The 15,386-nt window shown below is 52.2% G+C and carries 16 protein-coding genes; 6 read left to right on the forward strand and 10 right to left on the reverse strand.

Features of this window, described 5'->3' with window-relative positions; translation table 11 throughout:
- The first annotated feature begins 2 nt into the window (after window positions 1-2).
- Together JL661_RS09420 and JL661_RS09425 are read left to right on the forward strand one after the other, a co-directional pair.
- Window positions 3-773 (forward strand): class I SAM-dependent methyltransferase, encoded by a 771-nt coding sequence (locus JL661_RS09420; protein WP_004237519.1) that lies wholly within the window; start codon window positions 3-5, stop codon window positions 771-773.
- Between the two features lie 408 nt (window positions 774-1,181).
- Window positions 1,182-1,691 carry an ATP-grasp domain-containing protein gene (locus JL661_RS09425; RefSeq protein WP_225310083.1) on the forward strand — a complete coding sequence of 170 codons (510 nt, stop codon included), beginning with the start codon at window positions 1,182-1,184 and terminating at the stop codon, window positions 1,689-1,691.
- 160 nt (window positions 1,692-1,851) lie between these two features.
- On the opposite strand, the gene ycgN is transcribed toward JL661_RS09425, so the two are convergent.
- From ycgN to JL661_RS09445, 4 genes are read right to left on the reverse strand one after another with little or no spacing between them, the layout of a single operon-like run.
- Window positions 1,852-2,298, reverse strand: a complete 447-nt coding sequence (gene ycgN, locus JL661_RS09430) for a cysteine cluster protein YcgN (RefSeq protein WP_024473000.1) — start codon at window positions 2,296-2,298, stop codon at window positions 1,852-1,854.
- Window positions 2,299-2,333: 35 nt separating this feature from the next.
- Window positions 2,334-2,990, reverse strand: a complete 657-nt coding sequence (locus JL661_RS09435; protein ID WP_004237515.1) for a fumarylacetoacetate hydrolase family protein — start codon at window positions 2,988-2,990, stop codon at window positions 2,334-2,336.
- 34 nt (window positions 2,991-3,024) lie between these two features.
- Entirely contained in the window at window positions 3,025-4,119 is a 1,095-nt protein-coding gene (locus tag JL661_RS09440) for a lytic murein transglycosylase (protein WP_004237514.1), read from the reverse strand.
- 37 nt (window positions 4,120-4,156) lie between these two features.
- Window positions 4,157-4,441 carry a YcgL domain-containing protein gene (locus JL661_RS09445; RefSeq protein ID WP_036420597.1) on the reverse strand — a complete coding sequence of 95 codons (285 nt, stop codon included), beginning with the start codon at window positions 4,439-4,441 and terminating at the stop codon, window positions 4,157-4,159.
- A gap of 159 nt (window positions 4,442-4,600) precedes the next feature.
- Between JL661_RS09445 and minC the strand changes: the two genes are divergently transcribed.
- Genes minC through minE form a run of 3 tightly spaced genes read left to right on the forward strand, consistent with a single transcriptional unit; the run spans window position 4,601 to window position 6,443 of the window.
- The gene (gene minC, locus JL661_RS09450) at window positions 4,601-5,311 is read left to right on the forward strand and encodes a septum site-determining protein MinC (RefSeq protein ID WP_062771682.1); all 711 of its coding nucleotides are present in this window, start codon (window positions 4,601-4,603) and stop codon (window positions 5,309-5,311) included.
- 22 nt (window positions 5,312-5,333) lie between these two features.
- Window positions 5,334-6,146, forward strand: a complete 813-nt coding sequence (gene minD, locus JL661_RS09455; RefSeq protein WP_004237510.1) for a septum site-determining protein MinD — start codon at window positions 5,334-5,336, stop codon at window positions 6,144-6,146.
- A 3-nt stretch (window positions 6,147-6,149) separates the two neighbouring features.
- Window positions 6,150-6,443: a cell division topological specificity factor MinE gene (gene minE / locus JL661_RS09460; protein ID WP_004237509.1), complete on the forward strand. Its 294-nt coding sequence runs from the start codon at window positions 6,150-6,152 to the stop codon at window positions 6,441-6,443.
- A 52-nt stretch (window positions 6,444-6,495) separates the two neighbouring features.
- Here minE and rnd read toward each other — a convergent pair whose 3' ends face one another.
- The 5 genes from rnd to yoaA form a co-directional block, all read right to left on the reverse strand.
- Entirely contained in the window at window positions 6,496-7,641 is a 1,146-nt protein-coding gene (gene rnd / locus JL661_RS09465) for a ribonuclease D (protein WP_062771685.1), read from the reverse strand.
- 146 nt (window positions 7,642-7,787) lie between these two features.
- Window positions 7,788-9,479 carry a long-chain-fatty-acid--CoA ligase FadD gene (fadD, locus tag JL661_RS09470; RefSeq protein WP_036414727.1) on the reverse strand — a complete coding sequence of 564 codons (1,692 nt, stop codon included), beginning with the start codon at window positions 9,477-9,479 and terminating at the stop codon, window positions 7,788-7,790.
- A gap of 304 nt (window positions 9,480-9,783) precedes the next feature.
- Window positions 9,784-10,374, reverse strand: a complete 591-nt coding sequence (locus JL661_RS09475) for a Slp family lipoprotein (RefSeq protein ID WP_004237505.1) — start codon at window positions 10,372-10,374, stop codon at window positions 9,784-9,786.
- A gap of 86 nt (window positions 10,375-10,460) precedes the next feature.
- Window positions 10,461-11,162: a tRNA (adenosine(37)-N6)-threonylcarbamoyltransferase complex dimerization subunit type 1 TsaB gene (gene tsaB / locus JL661_RS09480; protein WP_036417553.1), complete on the reverse strand. Its 702-nt coding sequence runs from the start codon at window positions 11,160-11,162 to the stop codon at window positions 10,461-10,463.
- An 84-nt stretch (window positions 11,163-11,246) separates the two neighbouring features.
- Window positions 11,247-13,172 carry a DNA repair helicase YoaA gene (yoaA, locus tag JL661_RS09485; protein ID WP_015422697.1) on the reverse strand — a complete coding sequence of 642 codons (1,926 nt, stop codon included), beginning with the start codon at window positions 13,170-13,172 and terminating at the stop codon, window positions 11,247-11,249.
- Window positions 13,173-13,272: 100 nt separating this feature from the next.
- Between yoaA and JL661_RS09490 the strand changes: the two genes are divergently transcribed.
- Complete coding sequence (locus JL661_RS09490; protein ID WP_004237501.1) at window positions 13,273-13,617, forward strand: RidA family protein; 345 nt, start codon at window positions 13,273-13,275, stop codon at window positions 13,615-13,617.
- 167 nt (window positions 13,618-13,784) lie between these two features.
- On the opposite strand, the gene lsrK is transcribed toward JL661_RS09490, so the two are convergent.
- Window positions 13,785-15,380 (reverse strand): autoinducer-2 kinase, encoded by a 1,596-nt coding sequence (gene lsrK / locus JL661_RS09495; protein WP_004237500.1) that lies wholly within the window; start codon window positions 15,378-15,380, stop codon window positions 13,785-13,787.
- Between the last annotated feature and the right edge of the window lie 6 nt (window positions 15,381-15,386).

The raw sequence follows: 15,386 nt of genomic DNA on the forward strand, positions 1-15,386 counted from the left end.
TAATGGAAAGTACACATACCGGTCATGAAGCCGGACACAAATTTCTGGCGCGTCTGGGTAAAAAACGTCTGCGCCCGGGGGGCCGCACCGCCACAGAATGGCTGCTGGCACACAGCGGATTACAGACCGACAGCCGCGTACTGGAAATTGCCTGCAATATGGGCACCACCGCCATTGAAATCGCACAGCGTTTTCAGTGTCATATTACCGGCATTGATATGGATAAACAGGCACTTGCCAATGCACGGAAAAATATCCTCGCTAACGGGTTGTCACACCTTATCACCGTACAGGAAGCGGATGCCTCAAAACTGCCGTTCCCGGATAATCATTTTGACGTGGTTATCAATGAAGCCATGCTGACCATGTATGCGGACAAAGCCAAAGCCCGTCTGTTACAGGAATATCTGCGGGTACTGAAGCCCGGTGGTCGTCTGCTGACCCACGATATCGCGCTGACAGAGCGGCGAGAGGATGAGAGTGTCACGCAGGAAATGCAGGCTGCCATTCATGTCAAAGCACAACCGATGCTGAGTGATGACTGGCTGGCACTGTTCCGTGACGCAGGTTTCCGTGATGTGATCCGCTCGGAGGGTGCGATGACACTGATGACACCGAAAGGTATGCTGCACGATGAGGGACTTGCCGGCACACTGAAAATCATCCGCAACGCCCTGAAAAAAGAGAACCGCCCGCAGTTTTTACAGATGTTCCGCCATTTCCGGCAGAATCGTGATCGCCTGCGCTATATTGCCGTTGTCAGTACAAAATAATAAGCAGTGAGGAATGTCGTGAAAAATGCACCGGATATTTTTTTCCGGTGCACTTTTATCTGTTTCCGGGGCAAAGAATTGTTACCATGATGAAAAATGCTGCCCGTCACCGGGTTTGATATTCAGAGGAATGATATGCAAATTATTTATCCTGGATACTACACCGGCAACTATCTGCCTGACGACACCTTTGCTGAGGAATATCGCTGTGCACAGCAACAGGGGGTTTCCTGTCTGTTACTTGACTAGGAAGCGGTATCTGACGGTAAATACCGCTTTTCCGGCAATATTTCAGCTGACAGCCCGGTAATCTGGCGCGGGTGGATGCTGACCGGAAAAGAATACCGGCACTTACATCATGCTGTTACGACCTGTGGCGGTAATATGCTGGTGTCCCCTGAGGAATATTTGCAAAATCATCATATTACCGGCTGGTATGATTTTTGCCGTCATTATACAGCAGAAACAATCTTCACAACCGAAGATGCTGATTTCGATACCCTGACCTCACAATTAAAGTGGCCGGGGTATTTTGTTAAAGACTATGTTAAATCACTGACCACATCACGCGGATCACTTGCTGCAAACGCTGATGAGATCCGCGAAATTATCCGGCTGATTTTTCGCTACCGGGGACAAATTGAAGGAGGTATCAGCCTCAGGCACTATGAATATTATAAAACTGACAGCGAACGCCGCTATTTTGTGCTGAATGGTCAGGCTTTCTCTGCTGATGATAATATCCCGCCTGTTGTCCGGGAAATTGCAGATATCATTACCACACCTTTCTTCTCTGTGGATATTACGGAAAATACAGCCGGTGAATTACGTCTGATAGAAATCGGCGACGGTCAGGTCTCCGATATAAAAGAATGGGATACTGAAAAATTTATTACTCTGTTTTCTGGTGCTGACTGAGATTACATTTCGTTATGGCTCACTCACAACACATGACCTATCCATCAAAACTAAACTTAAATATGCCATGTTTCAAATGTATAATAAATATTTATTGCGGAACAGATGGAGCACGTCAGCGCAAAATGCCCCATCTATGTCCCGCGTTGTAAACAATCAGTTAAAACCCGCCCTCGGGCTTATTCAGAATATGGTCTTCCCAGTTCTGTACCACACTTTCGGTGACGGCTATGTGACGGACGGTAATGCCTTTCTGGTGCATCAGGGATTTGGATCCGCTGATTAGCGGGTGCCAGGGTAATAACGGTTTGCCTTCCATGACCAGGCGGTAAGCACAGGTCATCGGCAGCCAGGCGTCAAATGTCGGCAGGTTTTCCCGCGTCAGTTTGATGCAGTCCGGTTCATAGCGGAAACGGTCTTCATAATGACGGCACTGGCAGCTTTTAATATCCAGCTGGTTGCAGGCCACATCGGTGAAATAAATTTCATCAGTGTCTGCGTCCATCAGTTTCTGCAAACAGCATTGCCCGCAGCCATCACACAGTGATTCCCACTCTTCGTCACTCATTTCATCGAGGGTTTTCACCGTCCAGAATGGTTGAGACATGTTCTTTTTTCCTTTTACTTCGTGGCTGACCCGTTTCAGATAATCCGCGTGGTCAGCATGTGATCATTTACAGAGATTTTCAGCATATCGCCCGATACCAGCGGCCCGACACCTTCCGGTGTGCCGGTCAGGATAATATCCCCCGGACGCAGCGTGAAATAGCGGGACATATAGCTAATCAGCGGTATCACCGGCGTCAGCATTTCGCGGGTATTTCCCTGCTGGCGCAATTCATTATTAACGGTCAGGCTCAGGGTGACATTCTGCGGATCCGGGAATTCATTGACCGGAATAAACCCGGACACCGGTGCAGAGCCGTCAAATGCCTTACTTTTTTCCCACGGCTGCCCTGCCGCCTTTAATTTCATCTGCACATCGCGCAGTGTTAAGTCCAGCGCGACACCAAAACCGGCAATCGCCCGGGCGCAGCGATCTTCATTGGCCTGTTTCAGCGGAGCGCCGATCAGAACCGCCAGTTCGGTTTCGTGATGCACTTCGCCGAACTCTTTCGGAATGGCGACCGGCTGACGCAGATCGCACAGTGCTGTTTCAGGTTTAATAAAAAGAAGGGGTTCTGCGGATGCCTGTGATTTCATCTCCGCAACATGCTTTGCATAATTCAGCCCCACACATACCACTTTCCCGACCGGAAAATCCAGGAGAGCGCCCTGCCAGTCACGATGCTGATACATAGTCTTACCCCTTTAATTTATTATTCTGATGACATCAGCGGATTTCCGCACCGACATTATCTGCCATCAGCGAAACGCTGAGTGCAAAGAAATACGAGCGGTTCCAGTGCATGATGGTGATAAAGTTCTGTGTGACCAGATACACCCGCTCCTGCTTATCTTCCGGTACGACTAACCACATCGGGGTCGATTCCGGCAGGTTTGCCTGTGCAGGGAGTGTCACACCCAGGGCCTTCCACTGCGCCAGTGTTTTGCTCTGGTTTTTCTTTGTTCCCTCAATGCTGCGGTCAAAGCCTGCGGGAACAGTCACTTCATATCCCCACGGCAGCCCTTCTACCCAGCCTTCAGTGGCCAGATAATTCGCCGTGGAAGCAAACACATCCGCTTTGTTATTCCAGATATCCACCACGCCGTCACCATCACCGTCCACGGCATAAGTCAGATAGCTGGCCGGCATAAACTGGTTTTGTCCCATGGCTCCGGCCCAGGAGCCTTTCAACTGCTGATCTGCCGGGATATGTCCCTGGTCGATAATCTGCAGTGCTGCGATAAACTGTTTAATAAACATCTCTTCGCGGCGGCCTTCATAGGCCAGGGTTGCCAGGGCGGAAATCACATCTTCTTTACCCTGATAACGACCGAAACCACTTTCCAGTCCCCACAGGGAGACAATATATTCCTGCGGCACGCCGTAACGCTGACTGATACCGGATAGCAGCGCCGCATTGGCATCATGCTGTTTTACTGCGGCGCTGACAGCGCCTTTGGTCACACGGCGGGCCAGGTAATCATCCAGCGTGACTTTTTTCTCAGGCTGGTTTTTATCAGACGTTATAACACGTTCGATAAAATGAAAATTCTCAAAAGCGCGGGTCAGTGTGGATTCTTTAATACCCTCCTGACGTGCCATCGCTTTCAGCTGTTCAGCATAGGCCGGAAATTGTTCTGCTGTCCGTGAGTCAGCCGGAAATTCCCGCTGTAAATCCGCCACGGACAACCGTGCAGCGGCCGGCTGCTGCACTGCCGGAGCATCAGCCGTTAATTTGGCCGGTGATACCGGTGTCTGAGATGCACTGCATGCCGTCAGCGATGCCGTAATAATCACGGCGCTTAATAATGTCAGGCGCATAGCGATATCCTTTCTGGTTATTTCGCGGGGATTATTATTAGGATTTATCCTGAATATTCAGTGTATCCCGGTATTCCGATAACAGATCTTCCACCGGTGGCGGGAACTGCAGATAATAACCGGCATCGATCAGTTCCTGTTTCACTTTCTCAATATCCGCATTGGCCAGTTTATCGCGGTTTGCAAGGTTGATCAGCATGCTGAAGACGGGCTTGCCGAAACTTTTCAGCAACTCTTCCGGGACACGGGAAAAATCATCTTTCTTTTCGATGAACAAATAGGTTTGATCGCGGTTCGGACTTCTGTAAATTGCACACAACATTGGAATTATCCCGTTTAAATCAAATCGTGACTTGCCAGTAAATGGCACTAACTATAACATGCTATTGTTTTTGATAATATCGTTACCCGGCATTGCGTCGCTGCAATGCAATTTATATATGGCTGAATAGCGGGCCGCTAATTATACTGAGTCGGACAGATGTCACCATCGCCAATTGATCTTAAAGGCAGTAACTTCACACTTTCGGTTCTTCATCTGAATAATGAGGATCCTCAGATTATTGAACAGGCTGTGCGCGAAAAAGTCAGCCAGGCGCCGGCCTTTTTCCAAAATGCTCCTGTTGTGCTTAATGTCAGCCAGATTTCATCCGGCGCGAACCTGAAAATTATCTTCCGTGCCGTCACTGACGCCGGTTTGCGGATTGTCGGGATCAGCGGCTGTCAGGATGAGAAAATGCGCCGGGCCGCAACCCGAAGCGGGCTTCCGCTGCTCAATGAGGGCAAGAGTGCCCGTGTTGCTGAACCGGAAGCGCCGGAGCCTGAAACACCGGCAGCATCATCCGCCGCAGATTCATCCTGCCGGAAGACCCGGCTGATTAATGTGCCTGTCCGTTCCGGCCAGCGCATTTATGCCCCGAACAGTGACCTTATCGTGACCGCCAATGTCAGTGCGGGCGCGGAACTCATTGCGGATGGTAATATTCATATTTACGGGCTGATGCGCGGACGTGTGTTAGCCGGTGCGGCAGGTGATACGGAAAGCCAGATTTTCTGCACCCATTTGCATGCGGAACTGATTTCTATCGCCGGACAATATTGGCTGAGTGATCAAATCCCGGGCGAATTCGCCGGGAAAGCGGCCAAACTCAGTCTGGTTAATAATGAACTCACTATCAACAATCTAATATAGACCTTTAACAAGGAATAATTCCATGGCACGCATTTTAGTTGTTACTTCAGGTAAAGGTGGCGTAGGCAAAACCACTTCCAGCGCGGCCATAGCGACCGGCCTTGCCCAGAAAGGAAAGAAAACCGTTGTGATCGATTTTGATATCGGTCTGCGTAACCTTGACTTAATCATGGGGTGTGAGCGTCGCGTCGTGTATGACTTCGTGAACGTTATTCAGGGCGATGCCACACTAAATCAGGCACTTATCAAAGATAAGCGGACTGAGAATTTATTTATCCTGCCTGCTTCGCAGACCCGCGATAAAGATGCACTGACCCGCGAAGGCGTGGAGAAAGTGCTGAACGAATTAGGTGAGATGGACTTTGATTTCATCATCTGTGACTCCCCGGCAGGGATTGAGAGCGGCGCACTGATGGCGCTCTATTTTGCTGATGAAGCCATTATTACCACCAACCCTGAAGTTTCATCTGTCCGTGACTCTGACCGTATTCTCGGGATCCTGTCCTCCAAATCCCGCCGTGCGGAACAGGGACAGGAGCCGATTAAAGAGCATCTGCTGCTTACCCGTTACAATCCGGGCCGTGTCAGCCGCGGTGATATGCTGAGTATGGAAGATGTGCTGGAAATCCTGTGCATCCCGCTTATCGGTGTGATTCCGGAAGATCAGTCTGTTCTGCGTTCATCCAACCAGGGTGAGCCGGTGATTCTGGATCAGGAATCAGATGCAGGTAAAGCTTATGACGATACCGTCGCCCGTATTCTGGGTGAAGATCGTCCTTTCCGTTTCATTGAGGAAGAGAAAAAAGGTTTCTTAAAACGCTTATTCGGGGGGTAAACCATGGCGCTGTTAGACTTCTTCCTGTCGAGAAAAAAACCGACAGCTAATATTGCAAAAGAACGTTTGCAAATCATTGTTGCAGAGCGTCGCCGCGGTGAATCTGAACCGAATTACCTTCCGGATCTGAAACGCGATTTACTGGCAGTTATCTGCAAGTATGTTCAGGTCGATCCGGAGATGCTGTCTGTCCAGTTTGAGCAGAAAGGCGATGATATATCCGTTCTTGAACTGAACGTCACGCTGCCTGAAGGCGATGAAGGCACGAAGAAAGACGAGACTGCAAAAAAAGAGTAGTTTTAGTGACTGATAATAACACGGCGGGTTACCCCGCCGTGTTTTTTGCTGTTTATTCCCCGGAGACAGCACTGACCTCAATACCGGCAACCACCTCTGCCAGAACAGTCTCCAGCAATGGTTTACGCCAGCCGTTCAGCAGTTCCGGCTCTTCGGATGACGTTTTAAATCCCCACACTTTATTCAGATACTGGTTAATCTGACGGCGTGATGCCAGCAGCTCCGGACTGAATTGTTCCGCTTCGCTCAGCTCAGTAATGCGTGCTTTAATCGCCTTAAATGTTTTGCGGTATAACGGATGATCGGACACATTTTCCACCGGAGCCGGATAATCAGCCTCATTCAGTGCACGGCTTTCTTCCGTTAACGCCAGCAGGCGTCTGCCGTGACAGCGGATTTCCTGGCCGGTCAGCCCCAGTCCGTCCAGCTCGCCCAGCGAGGTCGGCATATAACGCGCCACTTTCCACAGATGTTCTTCACGTACCACAAAATTGACCGCCATATCACGCTGACGCGCCTGTTCCAGCCGCCATTGCGCCAGTTTCTGTAAACAGGCCAGTTGCTGCGGACGCAGTTGTGCGGCACCGCTGAAATCGCGGTAAGCTTCCGCCGGGTCAGTCTGGGTAATACGGCGCTGCGCCATCATGGCACACTCTTCTTCCGCAGAAGCCAGGTAACCGGCCGCACGGACTTTTTCTGTCAGTTTTTCCGCCAGCGGCAACAGGTAATACACATCCGCCGCTGCATATTCACACTGTTTTTCTGTCAGCGGACGCGCCAGCCAGTCAGTGCGGGATTCACTTTTATCCAGGGTAACACCGAGGTAGGTTTCCACCAGCGTGGCAAACCCGCAGGAGAGCGGATGCCCGGTAAAGGCGGCCAGCACCTGGGTATCCACCAGCGGCTGCGGCACACATCCCATGCTGTTGAAAAAGACTTCGATATCCTCACTTCCGGCATGGAGATATTTGATCATATCCGGTGCAGCCAGTAAGGTTTTCAGCGGTGTCCAGTCAGTGATCCCCAGCGGATCGACCAGTGCGAGATGCTCCCCGTCATAAAGCTGAACCAGACCGAGATGCGGATAATAGGTTCGTATCCGGACAAATTCGGTGTCCAGAGCAAGATAAGGTTTGCCGGTAACCTGTCCGCAATAGGCGGCAAGGTGTGTATCGCTGGTAATCAACTGATAATTCAAAACAACTTCTCTTAGTCTTTGACGACGTGGTTAAGTGATGTGATACAGAATAATTCAACAGATCAGAGTATTTCAATCAATAGTCGTAACAGAACAGATAAACGCCGGTTTTAACCGGCGTTATTATTCTGCGGCCTGATGTGGTGTCATGCAACCGGCTGAACATCCGTTTTGTGCTTTTCCTCATCGCGCAGTTCGCGGCGCAGAATTTTACCGACATTGGATTTCGGTAATTCATCACGGAATTCAATGATTTTCGGGACTTTATAACCGGTCAGATAACGGCGGCAGTGCAGACGCAAATCATCTTCTGTCAGTGATTTATCTTTACGGACCACAAAAATCTTCACAGTCTCACCGGAGCTTTCACTCTCCACGCCGATAGCAGCACACTCCAGCACTGCCGGATGCAGCATGACCGCATCCTCAACTTCATTCGGATAGACGTTGAAGCCGGACACCAGAATCATGTCTTTTTTGCGGTCAACAATGTGCAAAAAACCGTTCTCATCAAACTGCGCGATATCCCCGGTGGCGACCCAGCCATCTTTCAGCACTTCAGCGGTGGCATCCGGGCGGTTCCAGTACCCTTTCATCACCTGCGGACCACGGACCCACATTTCACCCGGCTGCCCTTCCTGTACATCCGTGCCGTCATCATCCAGCAGGCGGATCTCAGTGGACGGTACCGGGAATCCGATACTGCCGCTGTAACTTTTCAGGTTATGCGGGTTGCCGGCGACCAGCGGGGAGCATTCTGTCAGCCCGTAGCCTTCCAGCAGATGTTTGCCGGTCAGTTTTTCCCAGTTTTCCGCCACTGCTTTCTGCACCGGCATACCGCCGCCGACAGAAAGATTCAGGGTGGAGAAATCGAGTTTGTGAAATTCCGGATTGTTGATCCAGGCATTAAACAGGGTGTTTACCCCGGTAATAGCCGTGAACGGGTATTTGCTCAGCTCTTTAATCGTTCCGCTGACATCACGCGGGTTAGTGATAAGCAGATTACGGCCGCCGATTTCAATAAACAGCAGGCAGTTCACTGTCAGTGCAAAGACGTGATACAACGGCAGTGCGGTGACAATCAGTTCTTTGCCGACATTCAGCTCCGGAATATAGGCCGCCCGCGCCTGCTCAAGGTTTGCCAGCATATTGCGGTGGGTCAGCATCGCGCCTTTAGCCACCCCGGTGGTACCGCCGGTGTATTGCAGAAATGCCAGGTCTTCACGGTGAATTTCCGGTTTGACATACTGCATGCGGTAACCCTGATGGATAGCGCGGCGGAATGAGATAGCATCCGGCAGGTTATATTTCGGTACCAGACGCTTGATATATTTGACCACAAAATCCACCAGCGTGGCTTTCGGACGGGAAAGCTGATCACCCATACGGGTCAGGATCACATGGCGGATTGGCGTGTTATAAACGATTTTTTCGAGGGTGTGTGCAAAATTGGAAACAATCACAATCGCGGCACAGCCGCTGTCATTTAACTGATGTTCTAACTCTCTTGGTGTATAGAGGGGGTTGACGTTCACCACCACCATCCCTGCACGCAGGATCCCGAATAAAGCTATCGGGTACTGCAGTAAGTTCGGCATCATCAGCGCGATGCGATCCCCTTTTTTCAGGCCCAGTCCGTTTTGCAGGTAAGCGGCAAATGCGCGGCTTCGCTCTTCCAGTTTCCGGTAGGTCATCACCTCGCCCATATTGATAAAGGCGGGCTGGTCCGCAAAGCGTGATACCGCATTCTCCAGCATCTCTGCCATTGAGGCATAGGTGTCAGGATTGATATCTGCCGGGACATCTTCCGGATAGTGTTTAAGCCAGACTCTTTCCAAGGTTTTACTCCTGATTATTGCTGCTCATCTCATGACCCGCCGGTGTTAACAAAATATTTACATAAATAAAGTATTTACATAAAACGGCGTTTTCGGATAATTTTTCTGTTTCAGGTTGAGAGTCACATCACTAATTTGTTTTATAAAGCCAGATAACAATCGAGGCGGCAAATGCCGCCTCTTAATCTATTCACTGTAACAAGCTGAGGATAATCATTCCTGCTTATCGTCACGGGCGGGATTATACACTCAAATCCGCATTTATGCTGAACTTTAAGGTTACCGTACCCGCAAATCCGCGCGATTAAGGTACTAAATAATCCTGCACCACTGCCGGTCCCGGCGGATAATACCAGCCGCCGCCATAATAGCCGCCGCCGTAGTACCCGTTATGCCAGCGCCACGGATCCGGACCATACACCGGCGGCGGCATAATCACCTGCCGTGCCTGGTGCCAGCGCTGGAAACCAGTGACATCAATCACCGGGAAAGTATAAGGAACATCGCCTATCTTACCGGCTTGTGTACCGTTCATCAGCCCGACCACCGTGACATACTGGTCGCGGAAGTTATCCGGCTCCATAAAACTGTTGATCCGGGCATACATCCGGCCGGTGATCGTTGAACCGAGGAATGGCGCACCGGTGCTGTTCAGCGGCATCACCGCGATTTCCAGCTGTGTCATATCCGGCTGATTCTGCACGCTGAGTACCCGCCCGCCGAAACGCGCTTCCATCCCTTTGTAAGCCTGCGGCGCTTTCTGAACGGCCTGAAAATCCGTCAGCATCGTGGTGCCGCTGCCCTTAATGGATTCCGGTACTGTGGCGCAGCCGGCCAGCGCCAGTGATAAAATCACAACACCATACTTCAGACTGCCCCGTAAGCGATTCATCATGATATGAGCTCCTGTGACGGATAGTATTCATTTATTGTGGCTGATGATTGCCGGTTCAACAATTGACACAGGCTATTTTTTTTACGTTATTCCCGGCCCGGTAATTTCTTCCAGGTCACTTCGTTGCGCAAATACACCGGCTCTGCCGATTCAGGGGCAGATGTTTCCCCGCGGCGCAGTGCATTCAGTGCAGGCGGCAGCATATCCTGTGCATGCGGCAGCGTAATCTCTGTCATTTGTGTGCTGAGGGTCAGCGTTTCCTGCATCTGCGGATACGCCGCCCAGCCGGTGCCTGCCAGTCCCCATTCGCCGGTGAGTGCGGCACAGCGGGTGACAAAATCAGCCGGTTTCAGCACTGCTTCCGCCAGTTCCTGCCGGAAAATACCCTGCTCATCACGGACATACGCCGCGCAGTACACTTCATCCATGCGGGCATCAATGGCAACCAGCACACGGGAGAGCCCGGCAGTACGGAAAACCCCTTCCGCCATGGTTTCCAGTGATGAGACACCGATCATCGGCAGCTCAGCGCCCAGCGCCAGACCCTGCGCGATCCCGACACCAATCCGCACGCCGGTAAAGCTGCCCGGCCCCTGACCAAAGGCCAGTGCATCAAGATCACGGAGAGAGAGATTCTGCTGTGCCAGCACCGCCTGCACCATCGGCAGAATGCGCTGTGTGTGTTCGCGGGGGGTGACGGCAAAATCGGCGGTGATCTCACCATTGTTGTAAAGTGCAACAGAACAGGCTTCTGTTGCTGTATCTAAGGCTAAAATTCGGCTGGACATGCCATAACTCCGGCAAATAAATAAGGTTTATGGTAACAAAAAAATCACGGTAACAGTGACTTTTATTGCGAAACTGATTCAGTGTTATTCCGCTGTGCGGCGCTGTGACTGCCGTGCTGCCAGAAATTCCGCAGCTTTGGTCAGTGAACGGGTCCGTGGCGACGGCGGCAGACTTTTCAGGAAGATTTCCCCGTAAGGCCGCATAACAATCCGGTTATCACAGATCACAATCACGCCGTAATCCTCCGTATCACGGATAAGCCGCCCGACCCCCTGTTTAAGGCTGATCACCGCATCCGGGATCTGAACATCACGGAACGGATCGCCACCGCGTACCTGACAATCTTCCATGCGTGCTTTCAGCAGCGGGTCATCCGGTGCGGTAAACGGCAGTTTGTCGATGATGACACAGGTCAGTGCATCACCGCGCACATCCACCCCTTCCCAGAAACTGGCGGTGGCCACCAGCAAGGCATTACCGGAGGAGATAAAATCACGGAGCAGCTGTGTTTTACTGGTTTCCCCCTGCACCAGCACCGGCAGTGTCAGTGACTGGCGGAATTCGGCGGCGAGATCACGCATCATCTGGTGTGAGGTGCATAAAAAGAAACAGCGGCCACGGTTATGGTTGATCAGCGGGCGCAGTTGTTCCGCCAGCTGTTTTGCCGCACCGTACTGATTCGGCGACGGCAGAAAACGCGGCACACAGAGCAGAGTCTGTTCCTGATAATTAAACGGGCTCGGCAGGATCAGGGTTTCGGCGTTATCCAGCCCGAGGCGGCGGGTAAAATGGTGCAGATCATCATTCACCGACAGTGTCGCGGATGTAAATACCCACGCCATTTTCTGATTACTCATCATTTCGCGGAATTTGTCTTCCACGGTCAGCGGTGTCAGTGCCAGCAGGAAATGACGTCCATAGCTTTCAAACCAGTAACTGTAACCGGGGATGGAAACATCTTTCAGCCGTTTGAGCCGGTTGCGGTACAGGGTCGCCCGTTCAAACGCCGCATCCAGCATGGCAGAGCGGCCGAGAGAGAGCTTCATCACGTCATAACAGAGTTCCAGAGCATCATCGAGCAAGGTGAGCGCCCGCTGAAACTGCGGCTGTGCCAGCAGTTCCCGCAGATTACCGCGAAAACCGGTATCACCGAGTGCCAGCCGGAAATCCTGCACACTCATCGTCAGGCGATCCGCACATTTCTGTAACTGCGCCTGGTCACGCAGCTCGCTGCGGTAGGCTAATGTGATATCGCGGGTCAGATCAAATAACTGACGGCTGCTGAGCTGCTGACCGAAATACTGACTGGCGATATCCGGGATCTGATGCGCCTCATCAAAAATAATCACATCCGCCTCAGGGATAAGCTCCCCGAAACCGGTGTCTTTCACCACGCGATCCGCCATAAACAGATGATGGTTGACCACCACCACATCCGCTTCCAGTGCCTTGCGCCGGGCTTTCAGTACAAAGCATTCTTTATACTGCGGACAGTCGCTGCCGAGGCAGTTATCGTTGGTACTGGTGATCAACGGCCAGACCGGGCTGTCTTCCGGAATATCGTGACAGGTGGTGATATCCCCCAGTTCAGTCGCTGTTGCCCAGCGCCGCGCCGCCACTATCTGCGTGAGCGTTTCCGGCTCCATATTGATATCGCCGAGAGTCTGCTGCTCCAGCCGCTCCAGACAAAGATAGTTCGAGCGCCCTTTGAGCAGCGCCACCCTGCCGTCATAATCCAGCGCCTGAATAATGGTGGGGAGATCGCGGTTATAGAGCTGATCCTGCAACGCTTTGGAGCCGGTGGAAATAATAGTTTTCTTTCCGGCACGCAGCGCGGGTACCAGATAGGCAAACGTTTTGCCGGTCCCGGTTCCGGCTTCCGCCACCAGTTGCCCCTGCGTTTCAATTATCCGGCTGATCGCCGCCGACATAGTGACCTGGGCTTCCCTCGGCTGAAAACCGGGAATGACACGGGCTAAGCGGCCGTTTTTTGCAAAATCGTCTGACACGCGCGTTCTCTTCTGACAAAATAGGCGCTAATTATGCCAAGGGTTGAGCAATAGCACCACCTTGCCGTGTAAGAAACTGGATATATTTACAGGAGAGAGAATGACAATTCAGCGAATTGATCCGGAAGACCGCTGGTCTGAAGCGGTTGTACACAACAACACCGTTTATTACACCAGTGTTCCGGAAGATCTGAGCGGCGATATTACTGCCCAGACCACCAGTGCCCTGCACGCGATCGATAAAATTCTGGCCCGCGCCGGTTCAGATAAAAGCAAAATCCTCGATGCGACCATTTTCCTGGCAGACAAAGCCGATTTTGCCGGTATGAATACCGCCTGGGATGCATGGGTCGCGAAAGGCAGTGCGCCGGTTCGCTGCACCGTGGAAGCTGCTCTGATGCACCCGGATTATAAAGTCGAAATCAAAGTGATCGCAGCAGTCTGAGTGTTGAAAAAAGCTCTGCCGGTCAGGTACTGAGCCGGTAACGGGCAAAGGAAACGAAAAGCATGCGAGCCATGGATGGCGAGCCTGAGCGTACAGGGACTGTATTCACAGCGACTTTTCGTTTTTGCCCGTTAACGGCCCTCTCCGGAGCCGGATTATACCCCCGGTTATTTCAGCCCCGGCGCCTTCCACATCGATGTTGTCAGGCCGGAATCCACCAGCGAAAGCTGATCCGCATATACCTTCTGCCAGTTCTGTTTGGCTTTGTCATAAACCTCGCGGTGTGCCGGATTTGGCTGATACTCATGCTGCCACTGCACCAGACGCTCACCCGCCGTCACCATATCATCATATAACCCGACACCCGCTCCGGCGGCGATCGCACACCCCAGCGCCGTGGCTTCTTTGACAACCGGTACCCGTACCGGCACACCGGTAACATCCGCCAGGATCTGGCTCCACAGTTTGCCTTTCGAACCACCACCGGCGAACACCAGTGAATCCGCTTTCACACCACTGAATTTTGCAATCAGATCAAGATTGAGGGATGAAACAATCGCTGCGTTCTCCTCCAGTGCGCGGAACAGCGAGGCTTTGTTACTCTTTTCCGCATCAATGGAGAGGTTAATAAAGGAAGGCGCCGCGTGATACCAGGATTTAAAGCGCATCACATCGGAGAAAATCGGCATAATACCGTGAGAGCCGGCAGGCACACGGGCCGCCATATCTTCCAGTAATGAGTAAGTGTCCACGCCGAGACGTTCAGCGATAATTTTTTCTTCCGCGCAGAACGCATCACGGAACCAGCGCATCGTCAGGCCGGTAAAAAAACTGATGGATTCCGCCTGTACCATCCCCGGGATCACATGTGGGTTGATGCGGGTATTCATATCCGGATCGGTGACCGGTGCCGGTAAATTCACCACCTGCTGCCAGAACGTGCCGCCGAGCACCGCAGTTTGTCCCGCTCTGACCACGCCCAGCCCGAGACAGCCCAGTTGAACGTCCCCGCCGCCCATCACCACCGGCGTGCCTTCTGCCAGACCGGACTCTTTCGCGGCATTCGCTGTGATATAGCCCAACACGGTACCGGTTTCTTTAACCGGAGAGAGAATATCCGCGCGCAGCCCGGCCATTTCCAGCAGGCCAGGCCGCCAGTCACGGGTTTTCAGATCCAGCATCCCGGTGGTACCGGCATTGGAAGGATCAACTGCCAGCTCGCCGGTCAGTTTGCAGGCCAGCCAGTCGCTGATCATAGTGAGTGTGCCCGCCTGACGGTAGATATCAGGCCGGTGATGTGCCAGCCACAGCAGACGCGGCATAGCACCGAGGGCTAAAGTCTGGCCGGAGCACTGATAAACATCATATTCAAAAGTGTTATCGTACAGCTCTTTTAATTCACTGACTTCATGGCTTGAGCGCGCATCCACGTTGGCACATGCCCAGATCGGTTCGCCGTTGCGGTCATACAGTACAATGCCTTCACGCATTGAGCAGGCCGCCACCCCGGCAATCGCCGAAGCAGGCAGACCGGCATTTTTCAGCGCCAGCGCAATACAGTGACACGCCAGCTGCCAGTTCACCGGCAGATCAAATTCCATCGAGCCCGGTACATCCGGCAGCTCATTGTGACGCCACTCCGCCTGTCCGACCGCCACCTGATTGCCGTGAAGATCAAAAATAACGGCTCTGATACTGCCTGTTCCCGCATCCAGCGCCATCAGGTATTTTTCTGATGAGCCGCTGCCCGTAATCTGATTCATGTCGCC

This window comes from Morganella morganii (assembly GCF_019243775.1).
GTDB classification, from domain to species: Bacteria; Pseudomonadota; Gammaproteobacteria; order Enterobacterales; family Enterobacteriaceae; genus Morganella; species Morganella morganii.